Annotated in this window: 14 protein-coding genes; all 14 read right to left on the reverse strand. The window is 71.6% G+C overall.

From position 1 onward, the window contains the following. Nucleotides 1-81: 81 nt before the first annotated feature. The 14 genes from Q5722_RS00720 to Q5722_RS00785 all read right to left on the reverse strand — a co-directional run bounded on the left by Q5722_RS00720 (nucleotide 82) and on the right by Q5722_RS00785 (nucleotide 16,305). Entirely contained in the window at nucleotides 82-465 is a 384-nt protein-coding gene (locus Q5722_RS00720; RefSeq protein WP_305026296.1) for a hypothetical protein, read from the reverse strand. Then, nucleotides 462-1,301 (reverse strand): orotidine-5'-phosphate decarboxylase, encoded by an 840-nt coding sequence (gene pyrF / locus Q5722_RS00725; protein WP_305026297.1) that lies wholly within the window; start codon nucleotides 1,299-1,301, stop codon nucleotides 462-464. Before pyrF ends, Q5722_RS00720 begins: the two co-directional genes overlap by 4 nt. Further along, nucleotides 1,298-2,098, reverse strand: a complete 801-nt coding sequence (locus Q5722_RS00730) for a nitronate monooxygenase (RefSeq protein ID WP_305026298.1) — start codon at nucleotides 2,096-2,098, stop codon at nucleotides 1,298-1,300. The genes pyrF and Q5722_RS00730 overlap by 4 nt, the downstream gene beginning before the upstream one ends. Then, nucleotides 2,095-2,895: an iron-sulfur cluster-binding protein gene (locus tag Q5722_RS00735; RefSeq protein WP_305026299.1), complete on the reverse strand. Its 801-nt coding sequence runs from the start codon at nucleotides 2,893-2,895 to the stop codon at nucleotides 2,095-2,097. The genes Q5722_RS00730 and Q5722_RS00735 overlap by 4 nt, the downstream gene beginning before the upstream one ends. After that, nucleotides 2,892-3,947, reverse strand: a complete 1,056-nt coding sequence (locus Q5722_RS00740) for a quinone-dependent dihydroorotate dehydrogenase (RefSeq protein WP_305026300.1) — start codon at nucleotides 3,945-3,947, stop codon at nucleotides 2,892-2,894. The genes Q5722_RS00735 and Q5722_RS00740 overlap by 4 nt, the downstream gene beginning before the upstream one ends. Further along, nucleotides 3,944-7,267, reverse strand: coding sequence for a carbamoyl-phosphate synthase large subunit (gene carB, locus Q5722_RS00745; RefSeq protein WP_305026301.1), 3,324 nt, complete (start codon nucleotides 7,265-7,267; stop codon nucleotides 3,944-3,946). The genes Q5722_RS00740 and carB overlap by 4 nt, the downstream gene beginning before the upstream one ends. Before the next feature lie 5 nt (nucleotides 7,268-7,272). Continuing rightward, nucleotides 7,273-8,391 (reverse strand): glutamine-hydrolyzing carbamoyl-phosphate synthase small subunit, encoded by a 1,119-nt coding sequence (gene carA, locus Q5722_RS00750; RefSeq protein WP_305028309.1) that lies wholly within the window; start codon nucleotides 8,389-8,391, stop codon nucleotides 7,273-7,275. Between the two features lie 2 nt (nucleotides 8,392-8,393). Continuing rightward, nucleotides 8,394-9,689, reverse strand: a complete 1,296-nt coding sequence (locus Q5722_RS00755) for a dihydroorotase (RefSeq protein WP_305026302.1) — start codon at nucleotides 9,687-9,689, stop codon at nucleotides 8,394-8,396. Nucleotides 9,690-9,694: 5 nt separating this feature from the next. Beyond that, nucleotides 9,695-10,645 carry an aspartate carbamoyltransferase catalytic subunit gene (locus tag Q5722_RS00760; RefSeq protein ID WP_305026303.1) on the reverse strand — a complete coding sequence of 317 codons (951 nt, stop codon included), beginning with the start codon at nucleotides 10,643-10,645 and terminating at the stop codon, nucleotides 9,695-9,697. Next, the gene (pyrR, locus tag Q5722_RS00765) at nucleotides 10,642-11,232 is read right to left on the reverse strand and encodes a bifunctional pyr operon transcriptional regulator/uracil phosphoribosyltransferase PyrR (RefSeq protein ID WP_305026304.1); all 591 of its coding nucleotides are present in this window, start codon (nucleotides 11,230-11,232) and stop codon (nucleotides 10,642-10,644) included. The genes Q5722_RS00760 and pyrR overlap by 4 nt, the downstream gene beginning before the upstream one ends. Nucleotides 11,233-11,343: 111 nt before the next feature. Beyond that, nucleotides 11,344-12,168, reverse strand: a complete 825-nt coding sequence (locus tag Q5722_RS00770; protein ID WP_305026305.1) for a DUF1206 domain-containing protein — start codon at nucleotides 12,166-12,168, stop codon at nucleotides 11,344-11,346. 37 nt (nucleotides 12,169-12,205) lie between these two features. Next, nucleotides 12,206-13,921, reverse strand: coding sequence for a TIGR03767 family metallophosphoesterase (locus Q5722_RS00775; protein ID WP_305026306.1), 1,716 nt, complete (start codon nucleotides 13,919-13,921; stop codon nucleotides 12,206-12,208). Nucleotides 13,922-13,999: 78 nt separating this feature from the next. Then, nucleotides 14,000-14,578: a hypothetical protein gene (locus Q5722_RS00780; RefSeq protein WP_305026307.1), complete on the reverse strand. Its 579-nt coding sequence runs from the start codon at nucleotides 14,576-14,578 to the stop codon at nucleotides 14,000-14,002. Further along, nucleotides 14,575-16,305, reverse strand: coding sequence for a lamin tail domain-containing protein (locus Q5722_RS00785; protein ID WP_305026308.1), 1,731 nt, complete (start codon nucleotides 16,303-16,305; stop codon nucleotides 14,575-14,577). Before Q5722_RS00785 ends, Q5722_RS00780 begins: the two co-directional genes overlap by 4 nt. Nucleotides 16,306-16,383: the final 78 nt, after the last annotated feature.

The raw sequence follows: 16,383 nt of genomic DNA on the forward strand, positions 1-16,383 counted from the left end.
TGGTTGCGGCGGGCAGAGCGCCAATCTAGTCACGAGATCCTGCGGGCGGCAACGCGGTCCGGAGATCCGGGCCGATCGGCCTCAGAAGAGGCCCGTGTGGCAGACGTCGCGGGCCTCCTGGTCGACCGCGTCGGCGGCCGCCTGGACGTCCGGCGACGCCAGCTTGAGAGCGGCTGCCCTGGTTGCCGCGTCGTCCTTCGCGTCGACCGCGTCGGAGAGTGCCTGGACGGCGTCGACCACGGTCCGCCAGTCGTCCCGGACGTCGGGCGGCGCGGCCTGCGCGAGGTCACGAAGCGTCGGCAGCGCCTCGAGCAGCCCCTTCCGGGCGCCGCCCTCGTCGAGGGTCCGGCCGAGCTCCGGGGCACCGCTCGAGACGCGGTCGCACCACTTCTCCTGCTCGGTCGCGCAGCCACCCACCGCCACCAGGGTGGCGGCGAGCGCGACGAGGGCCAGCAGGAACCTCACAGCAGCGCGGCGAACTCGTCGTTGGCACGCGCCGCGGCGTCGCGCAGCGCCTGCACGGACGGGCCCGCACCGAGGATCTCGCGGGTGGACGTGGGAACGACGTTGCGGACCGCGGCGCCGAAGATCCGGCGTACGTCGTCGGCTGTGCCGCCCTGGGCGCCGATGCCCGGGACCAGCAGCGGCCCGTCGATGTCGAGGTTCTCGTCGGTGGAGCCGATCGTGGCACCCACGACCGCGCCGAAGGACCCCAGGGACGCGGCGCCCTCGTTGGCGGCCCGCAGGCCGGCGAGCACCTCCCCCGCGATCGTCGCACCGTCCGCGGTGCGCGCGTGCTGGAAGCGCGGGGCCTCGGGGTTGGAGGTCAGCGCGAGGGCGAAGACCCCGGCGTTGTGACGGGCAGCCGTCTCGATCATCGGCGCCAGCGAGCCGAAGCCCAGGTACGGGCTCGCCGTGATGGCGTCGGACGCGAGCGGGCTCGTCGGGTCGAGGTAGGCGTCCGCGTAGGCCTGCGCCGTGGTGCCGATGTCGCCGCGCTTGACGTCCAGGATCACCAGGCAACCCGCCTCCCGCGTGGCGGCGATGACCTTCTCCAGGACCGCGATGCCACGTGAGCCGTGGCGCTCGAAGAACGCGCTCTGCGGCTTGATGCTCGAGACGACCGGCGCCAGCGCCTCCACCGCGGTCATCGCGAAGCGCTCGCACCCGTCGGCGGTGTCGGGGAGGCCCCAGGCCGCGAGCAGGGACGCGTGCGGGTCGATGCCCGGGCAGAGGGGGCCGCGCGCCGTCATCGCAGCGCGGAGGCGGGCGCCGAAGGGCTGGTCGGGTCGGGTGGTCATCGGGACTGCTCCTCGAGCTCGGCGGTGATGCGGGCAAGGACGGACGGGTCGTGCAGCAGGGCGCTGCCCACCTGGACCCCACGGGCACCCGCTGACCCGAACGCTCGCACATCGGCGGCGGACCTGACACCGCCGACGCCGATCACCGGGAACTCGGGCAGCTCGTGGCAGACCGTGCGCACGGCACGGAGGGCGGTCGGGAGGACGGCCGGGCCGGACAGCTCCGCCGCGGTGCCGTTGGGCAGCGCGGCCGGGAGTGCTCCGCCGACGACGAGCGCGTCGGCGCCGACCTCGGCGACCGCGCGGGCGACTACGGGCAGCCGACGCACGTCGGAGCCCAGCTTCACGTGCAGGGCCAGGCTCTCCGGCAGCACGTCCAGGACCGCACGCACGGCAGCCGCGGCGCCCTTCGGGGTCGACCCGTCGTGGAGGCGCAGGGCACCGGGGTCGTCGACGGCGAGGTTGAGCTCGATGCCACTCAGGCCGGGTGCCGTCGCCACGCGGCGTACGACGGCGGCGATCTCGTCGGTGGTCGCGCCCGTGACCGACGCCCACGTCGGCACGCCCTGCTGCGCCAGCCAGGGCATCTCGGTGGTCAGGAAGCGGTCGACACCGGGGTTCTGCAGGAGGTGAGCCCGCACGAGGCCGCTCGGCGACTCCGCGATCCGCAAGCGGCTCCCCCGGCGCGGATCGAGCGTGAGCGTCCGCGTGACGAAACCGCCCACCCCGGCCAGGTCGGCGTACGGCGCCAGCTCACGGCCGGTGCCTCCGCACCCTGCGGCGACGAAGAGCCTCACAGCAGCCCCCACTGGATCCGGTCACCGCGGAAGACCGGTCCCTCGGCGCAGGCACGGACCCGGTGAGCGATGGCGTCCTCGCCCACGGCCGGGACGATGCATCCGTGGCACAGGCCGGTGCCGCACGGCTGGTTGACCTCGAGCGCCACCTGGCTCCACGCGCCGTGCAGCTCGGAGACGCCGGCGACCGCGTGCAGCGTGGACGACGGGCCGGCCGCGTAGACCACCGATGCCCCGGAGCGCTGCAGCGCGCCCGGCAGGGCCTGGGCCACACTCCCCTGCGCGCCCATCGACCCGTCGCCGGTGACCACCGTGACCGCCTCCGCCGAGCGGCGTACGTCGAGGCCGTCGATGACCTCGTCGGCGGTGTCCGCGGCGAGGAGGAGCGAGACCGGGCAGCCACGCTCCACCAGCCGCTCGGCGAGCGGGAACAGCGACGCCGCGGCGTACCCCTCCCCGACCAGCAGGCAGGGCACGGGCTCCTTCGGCTGCGCGAAGGGGCGTCCGAGCGGACCGATCAGGTCGACCGAGGCACCGACGGGCAGGCCGGCCAGCCACGTGCTGCCGGCGCCCCCGGGGCGGACCACGATGTCGATCGTCGCCCCGAAGGAGCTCGACGACCGCACGCGGTGCACCCAGAAGCTGCGGCGCGCGAGGTGCACGCCGTCGTCGAGGCCGATGCTCACGAAGTTGCCGGGGCGGAAGGTCTCGACCACGCCCGGGGCAGCGAGCGTGACGTGCTGGAAGGCACCGACGCGCTCGCTGGCCCGCACCTCGGCGGTCGACTGGAGAGTCATCGGGTGCGGGACACCCCGCGCACGATCGCGCGTGGCCACAGCGGACCCTCGTAGATGAAGGCGGTGTAGCCCTGCAGCAGGTCGGCGCCCGCGTCCAGGCGGGCCTTCGCGTCGGCCACCGTCGTGATGCCGCCGACGCCGATGAGGGTCAGGTCGTCGCCGACCCTCCCCTTGAGCAGCCGCAGCACCTCGAGGGACCGCTCGGTGAGCGGTCGGCCCGACAGGCCGCCGGCCCCGATCTCGGCGACGCGCGCCGACGGGGACCGCAGTCCCTCGCGGCTGATCGTGGTGTTGGTGGCCGTGATGCCGTCGAGTCCGATCGCCTTCGCCATGTCGGCGACGGCGAGGACGTCGTCGTCGGCCAGGTCGGGGGCGATCTTGACCACGAGCGGCACACGCCGGTCGGTGACGACCTCGTCGGCACGCCTGCGCACGGCCTCGAGCAGCGGGCTGAGCTTCTCGACGGCCTGGAGGTTGCGCAGCCCCGGCGTGTTCGGCGAGGACACGTTGACCACGAGGTAGTCGGCGTACGGCGCGAGGTGGTCGACGGACTTCTCGTGGTCCTTGATCACGGCCGCGATGTCGTCGTCCGGCACGACCTTGGTCTTGCCGATGTTGACGCCGACGACCGGCCCCGACTTGCCCTTCCGGGCCGCAGCCCGGGCGGCGAGCCGGCGGCCGACGACCTCGGCACCGTCGTTGTTGAAGCCCATCCGGTTGACCACCGCGCGGTCGTCGAGCAGGCGGAAGAGGCGCGGCTTCGGGTTGCCCGGCTGGGCCTCCCCGGTGACGGTACCGATCTCGATGTGGCCGAAGCCGAGACCTGCGAGCGCGTCGATGCCGACGGCGTTCTTGTCGAAGCCGGCCGCGAGGCCCAGGACGTTGGGGAACTCCAGACCCAGCGCCGAGACCGGACGCGGCTTCAGCGTGCGCCCCCACGCCGCCGTGGCGAACCGGCCCGCGCGGATCGCCGCGAACGCCTGCTCGTGCGCCTTCTCCGGGTCGATCTTGGAGAAGACGCCGTCGAAGAGGACGTCGTACGGCTTCCTCACGCGCCCTGACCCGCCCCGGCGATCTCCGCCGCCCACTCCTGCAGCGACTTGACGCCGATGCCGCCGCCCCGCACCGCGTGGATGCCCTGGACCGCCGCGGCGGCGCCCTGCACCGTCGTGATGCACGGCGTGCCGGTCAGCACGGCAGCGGCACGGATCTCGTAGCCGTCGACGCGCGCCTCCGAAGCGGAGCCGTTGGGGGTGTTGACGATGAGGTCGATCTCGCCGTCGAGGATCATCTGCACCGAGGTCTTCTCGCCCTCGTCGCCGGCTCCCTCGAAGTGCTTGCGCACGACGGTGGCCTCGATGCCGTTGCGGCGCAGCACCTCGACGGTGCCCTGCGTCGCGAGCAGCTCGAAGCCGTAGTCGGCGAGGACCCGCGCCGGGAAGATCATCGAGCGCTTGTCGCGGTTGGCGATGGAGATGAAGACCTTGCCCGAGGTCGGCAGCGGACCGTACGCCGCGGCCTGGGCCTTGCTGAAGGCCGTGCCGAAGTCGGCGTCGAAGCCCATGACCTCACCGGTGGACTTCATCTCGGGGCCGAGCACGGAGTCGACGAACTTGCCCTCCGGGGTGCGGAAGCGGTTGAACGGGAGCACCGCCTCCTTGACCGCGATCGGGGCGTCGGCCGGCAGCATGCCGCCGTCGCCGCTCTCCGGGAGCACTCCGGCCTTGCGCAGGTCGGCGATCGACTCGCCCATCATCACGCGCGACGCGGCCTTGGCCAGCGAGGTGCCGGTCGCCTTGGAGACGAACGGCACCGTGCGCGAGGCACGCGGGTTGGCCTCGAGGACGTAGAGCACGTCGGAGCCGAGCGCGAACTGGATGTTGATCAGGCCGCGGACGCCGACGCCCTTCGCGATGCCCTCGGTGGCCTCGCGGATCCGCTTGATCTCCGTGGCGCCGAGGGTGATCGGCGGCAGGGCGCAGGAAGAGTCACCCGAGTGGATGCCGGCCTCCTCGATGTGCTCCATCACGCCGCCGAGGAAGAGCTCCTCGCCGTCGTAGAGCGCGTCGACGTCGATCTCGACCGCGTCGTCGATGAAGCGGTCGATGAGGACCGGGCGGTCCTCGCTGATCAGGTCGGTCGCCATCTCGAGGTACGACTTGAGCTGGTCGTCGCTGTAGACGATCTGCATGCCGCGGCCGCCGAGCACGTAGGACGGGCGCACGAGCACCGGGTAGCCGATCGTGTGCGCGATGTCGCGGGCGTCGTCGTAGGAGACCGCCGTGCCGTGCTTCGGCGCGACCAGGCCGGCCTCGTCGAGGACCCGGCCGAAGGCGCCGCGCTCCTCCGCGAGGTCGATCGCCTCGGGCTGGGTGCCGACGATCGGGACACCTGCGTCCTTCAGGCCCTGCGCGAGGCCGAGCGGCGTCTGGCCACCGAGCGTCGCGATGACGCCGGCGACCGGGCCCGCGGCGAGCTCGGCGTGGTAGATCTCGAGGACGTCCTCGAGCGTCAGGGGCTCGAAGTAGAGGCGGTCCGCGGTGTCGTAGTCGGTGGAGACCGTCTCCGGGTTGCAGTTGACCATGATCGTCTCGTAGCCCGCCCGCGACAGCTCCAGGGCGGCGTGCACGCACGAGTAGTCGAACTCGATGCCCTGGCCGATGCGGTTGGGGCCGGAGCCGAGGATCAGGACGGCCGGCTTCTCCCGCGGCTGCACCTCGGTCTCCTCGTCGTAGGACGAGTAGTGGTACGGCGTCTTGGCGGCGAACTCGGCGGCGCAGGTGTCGACGGTCTTGTAGACGGGGCGGACGCCGGTGGCCCAGCGGGCCGCGCGGACCTCGGCCTCGGACAGGCCGCGGATGTCGGCGATCTGTGCGTCGGAGAAGCCGTGGCGCTTGGCCAGCCGCAGCGTCGCCTCGTCGAGCTCCTTCGCCTCCGCGGTGGCGACGGCCACCTCGTGGATGAGGAAGAGCTGGTCGACGAACCACGGGTCGATCTTCGTGGCCTCGAAGATCTCCTCCTGGGTCGCGCCGGCGCGGATCGCCTGCATGACCTTCTGCACGCGCCCGTCGTGCGGCCGCTTGATCTGCGCCAGCAGCTCGGCCTTGTCGCCGGCCTCGCCGGTGAAGCGGAACGGCGCGGCCTTGTTCTCCATGGAGCGGAGCGCCTTGTTGAAGGACTCGGTGAAGTTGCGGCCGATGGACATCGCCTCGCCGACGGACTTCATGTGCGTGGTGAGGGTGTCGTCCGCGGTCGGGAACTTCTCGAACGCGAACCGCGGGACCTTCACGACGACGTAGTCGAGGGTCGGCTCGAACGACGCCGCCGTGGAGCCCTGCGGGCCGGCGGTGATGTCGTTCTCGATCTCGTCGAGCGTGTAGCCGATCGCGACCTTGGCGGCGATCTTGGCGATCGGGTAGCCGGTCGCCTTCGACGCCAGCGCCGAGGAGCGGGAGACGCGCGGGTTCATCTCGATGACGATGACGCGGCCGTCTGCCGGGTTGACGGCGTACTGGATGTTGCAGCCGCCGGTGTCCACGCCGACCTCGCGGATGATGCCGATGGCGAGGTCGCGCAGGTGCTGGTACTCGCGGTCGGTCAGGGTCATCGCCGGGGCGACGGTGATCGAGTCACCGGTGTGGGTGCCCATCGGGTCGAAGTTCTCGATGGAGCAGATGATGACGACGTTGTCGTTCTTGTCGCGCATCACCTCCAGCTCGTACTCCTTCCAGCCGAGGATCGACTCCTCGATGAGGACCTCGGTGGTCGGCGACGCGGAGAGGCCGGCGCCGGCGAGGCGACGCAGCTCCTCCTCGTTGTAGGCGATGCCGGAGCCGGTGCCGCCCATGGTGAACGACGGGCGGATGACGACCGGGTAGACGCCGCCGAGGGTCTCGACGGCCGCCAGGACCTCGTCCATCGTGTGGCAGATCTCGGAGCGGGCGACCTCGCCGCCGACCTTCTCGACGATCGCGTTGAAGAGCTCGCGGTTCTCACCTCGGTGGATCGCGTCGAAGTTGGCGCCGATCATCTCTACGCCGTACTTCTCCAGGACGCCGGACTCGTGCGCCGCGATGGCGGCGTTGAGGGCGGTCTGGCCACCGAGGGTCGGCAGGATCGCGTCAGGGCGCTCCTTGGCGATCACCTTCTCGACGAACTCGGGGGTGATCGGCTCCACGTAGGTGGCGTCGGCGAACTCCGGGTCGGTCATGATCGTGGCCGGGTTGGAGTTGATCAGGATGACCCGGAGACCCTCGGCCTTGAGGATGCGGCAGGCCTGGGTGCCGGAGTAGTCGAACTCGCAGGCCTGGCCGATGATGATCGGGCCGGAGCCGATGACGAGGACGGACTTGATGTCGTCGCGCTTGGGCATCTTGGTCAGGCCTTCCGGTCGTTCATGAGCTGCACGAAGCGGTCGAAGAGGTACGCCGCGTCGTGGGGGCCGGCAGCGGCCTCCGGGTGGTACTGCACGGAGAAGGCCTTGAGGCCGTTCCCGTCGACGAGCTCGAGGCCCTCGACGCAGTCGTCGTTGAGGTTGATGTGCGAGACCGTGGCCTCGCCGAAGGGCGTCGTCGTCGAGCCCTCGAGCGGGGCGTCGACCGCGAAGCCGTGGTTGTGCGCGGTGACCTCGACCTTGCCGGTCGTGCGGTCCAGCACGGGCTGGTTGATGCCGCGGTGGCCGTACTTCAGCTTGTAGGTGCCGAACCCGAGCGCGCGACCGAAGAGCTGGTTGCCGAAGCAGATGCCGAAGTACGGGATCCCCTCGCCCAGCGCCGCCTTGAGCAGCTCGACCTGGCCGGTGGTCGCCGCCGGGTCGCCGGGACCGTTGGAGAAGAAGAGGCCGTCGGGCTGGACGGCCTGCACGTCCTCGAGCGTCGCGGTCGCGGGGAGCACGTGCACCTCGATGCCGCGCTCGGCCATCATCCGCGGCGTGTTCGCCTTGATGCCCAGGTCGACCGCGGCGACGGTGAGCTTCTTCTCGCCGATCGCCGGGACGACGTACGCCTCCGTGGTGGTGACCGCGTCGGACAGGTTGGCACCGGTCATCTCGGCCTCTGCGCGGACCTTGGCGAGCAGCGCCTCCGGGTCGGTCTCGACCGTGGAGATGCCGACGCGCATGGAGCCGACCTCGCGGAGGTGGCGGGTCAGCGCGCGCGTGTCGATGCCGGAGATGCCGACGACGCCCTGCTCCTTGAGCTCGTCGTCGAGCGAGCGCACCGAGCGCCAGTTGGACGGGACGCGGGCAGGGTCACGCACGACGTAGCCGGCGACCCAGATCTTCCGCGACTCCGGGTCCTCGTCGTTCATGCCGGTGTTGCCGACGTGCGGCGCGGTCATGACGACGACCTGACGGTGGTACGACGGGTCGGTCAGCGTCTCCTGGTAGCCGGACATGCCGGTGGAGAAGACGGCCTCGCCGAAGGTCTCGCCCTCGGCACCGAAGGACTCGCCACGGAACGTCCGTCCGTCCTCGAGCACGAGGAGTGCGGGCTTCACAGTCACTGCAGCTTTCCTTCCATCACGGTTGCCTTGCCACGCAGGAACGTGGCGTGCACGGCGCCGGTCAGCTCGCGACCGTGCCAGGGGTTGTTGCGGGACAGCGACACGCTCGCGTCGCGGTCCACGGTGACCTTCGCCGACGGGTCGACGAGGGTGATGTTGGCGGGGGCGCCGACGGCGATCTCGTGGCCGTGGCCGTCGAGACCGGCGATGCGCGCGGGGTTGGTGCTGAGCACGCGGGCGACGCCGGCCCAGTCCAGCAGGCCGGTCTCGACCATGGTGGTCACGACCACCGACAGCGCCGTCTCGAGGCCGAGCATGCCGAACGCGGCGTCGACGAAGGCGTGCTCCTTGTCGTGCTTCGCGTGCGGGGCGTGGTCGGTGGCGACCGCGTCGATCGTGCCGTCGGCGAGCGCGGCCCGGAGCGCCTGCACGTCCTCGGCGGGACGCAGCGGCGGGTTGACCTTGTACGTCGGGTCGTAGCCGAGCAGCTCGTCGGTCGTCAGGATCAGGTGGTGCGGGGTCACCTCGCAGGTGACGTCGATGCCCTGGGACTTCGCCCAGCGCACCACCTCGACCGAGCCGGCCGTGGAGACGTGCGCGACGTGCACGCGGCTGCCGGTGTGGCGCGCCAGCATGACGTCGCGGGCGACGATCACCTCCTCGGCGATGCCGGGCCAGCCGGGCAGGCCGAGCTGGCCCGAGATCTCGCCCTCGTGGCAGCAGGCGCTGCCGTAGGGCGCGAGGGACGGGTCCTGGGCGTGCTGGGAGACGACACCGCCGAACGCCTTCACGTACTCGAGGGCACGGCGCATGACGCGCGCGTCGTGGACGCACTTGCCGTCGTCGGAGAAGACCCGGACCCGGGCCCGGCTGCGCGCCATCAGGCCGAGCTCGGCCAGCTCGTGGCCCTCGAGGTCCTTGGTGACGGCGCCGACCGGCTGCACGTCGACGTAGCCGGCGGCGACGCCGAGGTCGAGCACCCGCTCGGCCGCCTCCGCGGTGTCGGTGACCGGGTTGGTGTTGGCCATGGCCAGGACGGCGGTGTAGCCACCGACCGCCGCGGCCTGGGAACCGGTGAGGATCGTCTCCGCGTCCTCACGGCCGGGCTGGCGCAGGTGGGTGTGGAGGTCGACGAAGCCAGGCAGCGCGACGAGGCCGGCTGCCTCGACGACGACGGCACCGGTCGCGTCGAGGTCCGTGCCGAGACCGGCGATCGCGCCGTCCGCGAGCAGCAGGTCGGCGGGCTCGCCACCGAGGATCCGGGCGCCCCTGATCAGGGTCTTGTCGGACATGAGGTTCACTCCCCCGTCGTCGCTGCCGCAGCCGACGGGCCGGCGAGCAGGTGGTAGAGCACGGACATGCGGATCGCGACACCGGCGGAGACCTGGTCGAGCACGGCGCTGGACGCCGCGTCGGCCGCCTCCGGCGCGATCTCGAGGCCACGGTTCATCGGCCCCGGGTGAAGGATCGGAGCGCCCTCCTTGAGAAGGGCGAGGCGCGACCGCGTCAGGCCGTAGCCGACGGTGTACTCGCGGGCCGTCGGGAAGTAGCCGCCCGACATCCGCTCCTTCTGGACCCGCAGCATCATCACGGCGTCCGCGGTGGGCAGCACCGCGTCGACGTCGTACGACGTGGCGAAGCCGGCGTCCTTGGACCAGGCGGTGATGCCCGAGGGCATCAGGGTCGGCGGGGCCACCACGGTGACCTCCGCTCCGAGCTTGGTCAGGCACTTCACGCCCGAGCGGAACACGCGGCTGTGCGTGAGGTCGCCCACGATCGCGATGTGGCGGCCCTCGAGCGAACCGAGCCGGCGGGTCAGCGTGTAGGCGTCGAGCAGGGCCTGGGTGGGGTGCTCGTGGGTGCCGTCGCCGGCGTTGATCACCGGGATGTCCAGCCACCCGGCGACCTGGTGGGCGGCACCCGACGCGGAGTGGCGCATGACGAGGCCGTCGATGCCCATCGCGGTGACCGTCAGGACGGTGTCGCGCAGCGACTCGCCCTTCGAGGTGGAGGAGCCCTTGGCAGACAGGTTGATCACGTCCGCCGAGAGCCACTTGCCGGCGATCTCGAAGCTCGAGCGGGTCCGGGTGGAGTCCTCGAAGAAGAGGTTGATCACGGTCTTGCCACGCAGCGCGGGCAGCTTCTTCACGTCACGCCGCTGCACGTCGTGCATCTCGGCGGCGGTCTCGAAGAGTGCGTGGACGTCGTCGACCGTCAGGTCGTCGATCGACAGCAGGTGCTTCTTCACGCGCCCCTCCCTTCTGCGATGCGGACCTCGTCGGTGCCGTCGGTCTCGGCCAGGCGCACGCCGACGCGCTCCGTGCGTGCGCTGGGGAGGTTCTTGCCGACGTGGTCGGCACGGATCGGGAGCTCGCGGTGCCCGCGGTCCACGAGGACTGCGAGGCGCACGACGGCCGGCCGGCCGAGATCCGCGAGGGCGTCGAGCGCGGCCCGGATGGTCCGACCTGAGTACAGCACGTCGTCGACGAGGACGACGGTCTTGCCGTCGATGCCGCCGGCAGGCACGACGGTCTTGTGGGGGCTGCGCATCGGGTGCGACCTGAGGTCGTCGCGGTACATCGTGACGTCGAGCTCACCGACCGGCACCGCGGTGCCCTCGACGGCGAGGATCTTCGCGGCGATGCGCTTCGCGAGCGGCACACCCCGCGTGGGCAGGCCGAGCAGGACGAGGTCCTCGGCTGACCTGTTGCGCTCGAGGATCTCGTGCGAGATGCGGGTCAGCGCGCGGTTGACGTCCTGGAAGTCGAGCACGATGCGACCGGGACCGGTCGACGCATCGGTGGAGTCACCGGGGACCAGATCATGGGTAGGCATCAGCGCTGCTGACTCCTTCTCCGCCTCACGGGACGGCTCGTTAAAGGATGTCGAACGGGGCCCACCCTAACAGGCGCACGGCTGCTCGTCCGCACCGGCCGGGCTCGCGTCTCACCGTGCGAGGTGGCGCGCGCGGACGACCTGGAAGAGCCCGTAGCAGGCCAGGCCGAGCGCGACCCCGCCGAGCAGCCACGGGCCCGCCGGCTCGTGCAGGAGCCGCCCGAGCGCCTGGTCCAGGCCCCCGGCCCGTGCCGGGTCGTGGGTCGCGGCGGCCCAGATGAAGAGTCCGCCGACGATGCCGAACGCGAGTCCCTTGGCGACGTACCCGACCGTACCGAGCGCCACGTAGAGGGTGCCGGCGTCGCCGCTGCGCCCCTCGGCGGTGAGGTGCTCGCGGTGCCGTCCGGTGAGCCCCCGCCAGCACATGCCGACGGTGTAGCCGAGAAGGGCGGCTCCGACCGCGGCGACCAGCCAGGGGCCGCCCGGCCACGCCATGATCCGGCCCGACCATCCCTCTTCCGAACGGCCCGATGCACCGCCACCGCTTCCCAGGAGCACCCCGAACGCGCTCGTGCCGATCGCCCCGTACGCGACTGCCTTGGCGGCAGCGACCGCCCGGTGCCACCAGCGCGGGCCGGTCTCCTCCTCACGGTGCTCGACCGCGAGCTCCAGCACGCGCCAGAGGACCAGGACGGCCATGCCTGCCGCGACGAGCGCCACCGCCGCCTTGCCGAAGGGCTGCTCGGCGAGCTGGTGCACGGCGCCGCGCCGGTCGATGCGGTCCTGGCGCTGCCCGAGCGCCAGCTGCAGCGCGAGCCAGGCGATGACCAGGTGGACCAGCCCGTAGGCGACGAGGCCGAAGCGGATCCCGGCGTCGAGCAGGTCGCTGCGGTCCGCCCGCCGCCCGGCTTGTTCCACCTCGCCCTTCACGCTCACGTCGGGAACGGTTCCCCCGGGCAGCCTCCCGTAGTCGCTACGGCTTCTGGATGAGCAGCTCGACGTTGCGGTCCGTCGGCTCGCCGCTGCGGTTCGTCGTGTGCTCCTGCCAGTCGTTGGCGCTCAGCTCCCGCGCCAGGGCGGCGAGCTGCACGGTGTTGGCCAGGCTGCCGGACCACGTACCCGCTGCGTGGTCGACCATGGTGCAGAAGAGGGAGAGCGTGCCGTCACCGTTGTCGGCGATCTCGAGCAGGCGCGACTGCTGCGGGAAGTCGACGTGCGAGGCCGTGTTGATCTCCCAGAACCCGCGCTTGCCACCCGGCCGGGCCCAGATCTGGTTGCGGTGGCTGTGCCCGTTGATCCAGGCGATCACGCGCGGGTGCTCCTGGAGCAGGGCGACCACGGCAGGGCCCTGGACGCGCGGGTTCGGGTCGCCGCCGGTCACGATCAGCGGGTTGTCCATCGTCTCGCTGGTGTGGTGGCTGCAGACGATCTGGTACGCGGCGCGCGGCGCGGCCAGCTCGGCGGCGAGCCAGTCCATCTGGGGCTGGTCGATCGAGCCGTTGGAGTAGCCGTTGGGGTTGACGGTGTCGAGCACGAGGAACTGCACGTCGCCCCGCACGAAGGTGTAGTAGGCGGTGCCGTCGGCGCGGTTCGCCTCGGTGAAGCCGTGGCCGACCGGCGTACCGGTCGTGGTGAAGTGCTCCTCGACGATCTGTCGTCGCGTCAGGATGCGGCGGTCCGGGTCGGGACTGACCAGGCGCACGTGGGTCCCGAGCTCGAGGGTGCCGAGCAGGTTGTTCAGGAGGCCCAGCGGGTCGGTACGCAGTGCGTGCAGCAGATCGGCCTGGCTCAGGCCCGAGGGCGGGCTGATGATCTTGAGGCTGCCGGTCGCGATCGCGCTCATGCCGGCACCGAGCGTCCCGGGCGGGAAGTTGCCCTGCACTCCCCCGTCGTGGTTGCCGAACGCGGTGAACCACGGCATGCGCAGGCCCACCGGCGTGAACGGGCGCCGTGCGGCGTCGAGCAGGCCCGGGACCACCGGGAAGCCGTACTCCTTGCGAGGGATGTCGACGGGCCGCAGCAGCGGCTGCCCGTCGGGATGCCAGTAGTGCAGGTCGTAGCTGAGCAGGTCCTGGTCCGCGACGCCCTCCCACCGCGTCCGGTTGCCGGAGTCGGGGGTGAGCACCGTGCCGCCGGAGAGCACCGCGATGTTCCACCGGGTCTCGTTGTACTGGGCGTTGTCGGCGTTGTCGCCGGTCTGGATCGCGAGGGCGAGCGGAAGCCCGGTCACCGGCGCTGCGGCGGCCACCTCGTTGATCGCGCGGACCATCGCATCGGCGACCTGGGTGCTGAGCATCTCGTGTGCGCGGTACGCCGAGGACGCAAGGCCCGTGGTCGGGTCGCCGTCGATGTCGGTGTCGTCGAAGCGGTCCACCCACTCCAGCCGCATCGGCGACTGGGCGTCGACGATGTGGACGTCGGAGAGCTGGGCGAACGCCAGGACGCCGGAGCGTCGGGCGGCACGGTCGGCCGTGGGGGTGGCGACGAACTCGGCGCGGACGACGTGCGGCTCACCCGGACCGGCGACGACCTTGCGGTAGCCGCCCGTACCGGCCGGTCCGCGCTGCCACGTGCGGGCCAGCGTGGTGCCACTCGCCGCGACGGCGAGTGCCGGGACCGGACGGAGGATGCCGGTGACAGCTGCAGCGGCCAGGCCGCTCCGGATCAGGTTGCGTCGCGTGATCTGCACCACTGGAGGCTAGCGCCCGGAACGCCGTTCCGGCAGGGAATTGACCCGCGGGTCACAAAGCAGCCCGCGCGGCCGGCGTCACGGCCTCGGGAGATCGTGGACGTGCTTGCTCCCGGGCGGGTCGGCCGCGCAGGTCCGTCCCTGCGGGGGGAGCTCCCGCAGCTCCGGTCGGGCGACCCAGCCGCGCAGCGGCTTCGCGGCGCCGTCTCCGCCGGGGACCGTCTCGACCAGGACCCGGTCGTCCTTCACCGCGTACACGAGCACCTGGCGACCGCCATCGACATGCGCCGAGCCGATCGTGGCGCCGCAGAGCGGCGGCGCACCGACGAGGTGGAACTGCCCCCTCAGGTGGAAGTCGTCGAGCCATCCCGTGACCGACGGACCCTCCAGCGTCGTCACGCGCATCGCGGTGTGGTCGCGCTGCACGACCCGTACCAGCGTGCCGTCGTGGATCCGGCCCACGACAGCACCCGTGATCCGACCGCCGGACTCGCTGGCGCGGACCGGCACGCGGTCCAGGTCGACGAAGCCGTGGTCGTCCCGTCCGCTCACCATCGCCAGGCGCCCGTCGCCGGTGTCCTTCTCCCCCGCTGCCTCGCTGGCGCAGCCCGTGAGGAGCACGCCGGCGAGCGCGAGGCGGGCAGCACGGCTGGTCATGGGCAGGTGGCCGGGTTGGCCGTTCCCTTGGTGACGTTGGCCGACGCCGTGTCGCACCAGCTGCCGCCGTCTCCCACGCGGTGGATCACCTTGTCGGACTGCGCCGTGGGCCAGGAGTAGGACTTGCTGTCGAGCTCGACCCCGCCCGGGGAGACGTAACGGGCGTAGTCCGTGCCGGTGTTGTTGAGGAATCCGGACGCGAACTCGTAGACCCAGCGTCCGTGGGCCGGGATGACCGTCCCGGCCGGGATCGTCTTCGGTGCACCGCCAGCGTTGGCGACGTCGTCGACCTTGTAGCCCGACACGTCGACCGCCACCGCGGTCGGGTTGTAGAGCTCGATCCACTCGTTGCCGCTCGTGGGCGCGGGGAGGAACTCGTTGACCTTGACCACCGTCGGGTCGCCCTGCGTGCCGCCGCCACCGCTGTGCACACCGGAGACGTACGACCTCGTGCCGGCGTCGTAGTCGACGGAGAAGTCGGCGCCGCCGTTGGTGGTGTAGAGGTGCACCGTGCCGTTGCTGTTGAGCGTGCCGCTGTAGTCGATCGGCGCACCGGAGACGTCGGTGGTGTCGCAGGGGTTGTTGGCGAGGTAGATGTCGGCCCCGATGGCGCGGTAGGCGTCGAGGGTCCGGTTGGCCGGGTGACCGTAGGAGTTGGTACCGCACGAGATGAACGTCGTCTGCGGGTCCATGCCGTTGACGTACGCCGCCGAGCTGGAGTGGCCCGAGCCGTGGTGGTTGGCGCGCACGGTGTCGTAGGCCTGGTTGCCGAACTTGCCGACGAGCCCGGCTTCGATGTCGTTGTAGGTGTAGCCGTCGGCCGACGTGGAGTACTCGCCGTCGGAGTCGCCGGCCGTCGCGTACCGATAGCTGCCGTAGGTGGTCTTCACCGCCGTCGAGTAGTCGTTCTCGCTCGGCGGGACCGCGTCGGCGGAGTGGTCGCCGGAGACCGGCGTGGTGCCGTCGGCCTGCATCGTGCCGGCGGCATCGGCGTTGACGACGACCGACTGCGCGCCACCGCCGAGGTCGATCGTCGGCCACGAGGCCGGACTGGTCGTCAGCGGTACGACGTGCCCCTGGATGTTGGCGCGGTCTGCCTGCCCGGCCGGGCCGTAGAGCCAGCAGATGAACCGCCGCGCGGTCTGGCTGGTCGTACCGACGTTGTGCCAGGCCACTTCCGGGGCCGGCGCCGTGGCCGTGCCCACCTGGCACTGGCCGTCACCGTTGGCATCCGTCCAGCTGCCGGCGTCGCGGTCGTAGAGGGTGCCGACGGTGAAGTCGAGGCCACCCGAGGAGGCGGGCGCGAGCAGCTGCCACAGTCCGTTGCCGATCGAGGACGCACCGTCCTCCGGCACGTGGGCGTAGCCGATGTGGTCGAGGTGCTGGTGGCTGACCATGACGTAGTCGAGCGCGACAGGGTTGGCGCCCGTGCCGCAGATCGACCTGATCTGCTGGGCCACCTCGTAGGCCTTCGTCCCTGTGCCGGTGGAGTTCCACGCCCGCTCACCGAGGTCGACCAGCATGGTCGTGCCGGTCGGTCCGACGATCAGCTGGCTGTCGCCCTGGTCCACGTCGAACCAGTAGACGTTCAGCTCGCCCTGGCGCCACGTGCCACTGGTCGAGCACGAGGTGGCAGCGGCCGAGGCGGGGGCGGCAGTCGCGACCGGCACGGCGGCGAGCCCGGCCGCGACGGTGACGACGGCGGCGACGGAACGGAAGACGGACATCGGCACAGGCTCCTCGGGCGCGGGATGTTGCTCGACAGGAGCACTGTGCCGGTCCAGACCACGCCGCACGCACGTGGC

This window comes from Nocardioides jiangxiensis (genome assembly GCF_030580915.1).
In the GTDB taxonomy this organism is placed as follows: Bacteria; Actinomycetota; Actinomycetes; order Propionibacteriales; family Nocardioidaceae; genus Nocardioides; species Nocardioides jiangxiensis.

Bases quoted from the DNA above. Each gene is read 5' to 3' on its own strand.
- pyrF (WP_305026297.1), bottom strand. From the start codon at position 1,301: ATGACCACCCGACCCGACCAGCCCTTCGGCGCCCGCCTCCGCGCTGCG.
- Q5722_RS00735 (WP_305026299.1), bottom strand. From the start codon at position 2,895: ATGACTCTCCAGTCGACCGCCGAGGTGCGGGCCAGCGAGCGCGTCGGT.
- carB (WP_305026301.1), bottom strand. From the start codon at position 7,267: ATGCCCAAGCGCGACGACATCAAGTCCGTCCTCGTCATCGGCTCCGGC.
- Q5722_RS00785 (WP_305026308.1), bottom strand. From the start codon at position 16,305: ATGTCCGTCTTCCGTTCCGTCGCCGCCGTCGTCACCGTCGCGGCCGGG.
- Q5722_RS00755 (WP_305026302.1), bottom strand. From the start codon at position 9,689: ATGTCCGACAAGACCCTGATCAGGGGCGCCCGGATCCTCGGTGGCGAG.
- Q5722_RS00780 (WP_305026307.1), bottom strand. From the start codon at position 14,578: ATGACCAGCCGTGCTGCCCGCCTCGCGCTCGCCGGCGTGCTCCTCACG.
- pyrR (WP_305026304.1), bottom strand. From the start codon at position 11,232: ATGCCTACCCATGATCTGGTCCCCGGTGACTCCACCGATGCGTCGACC.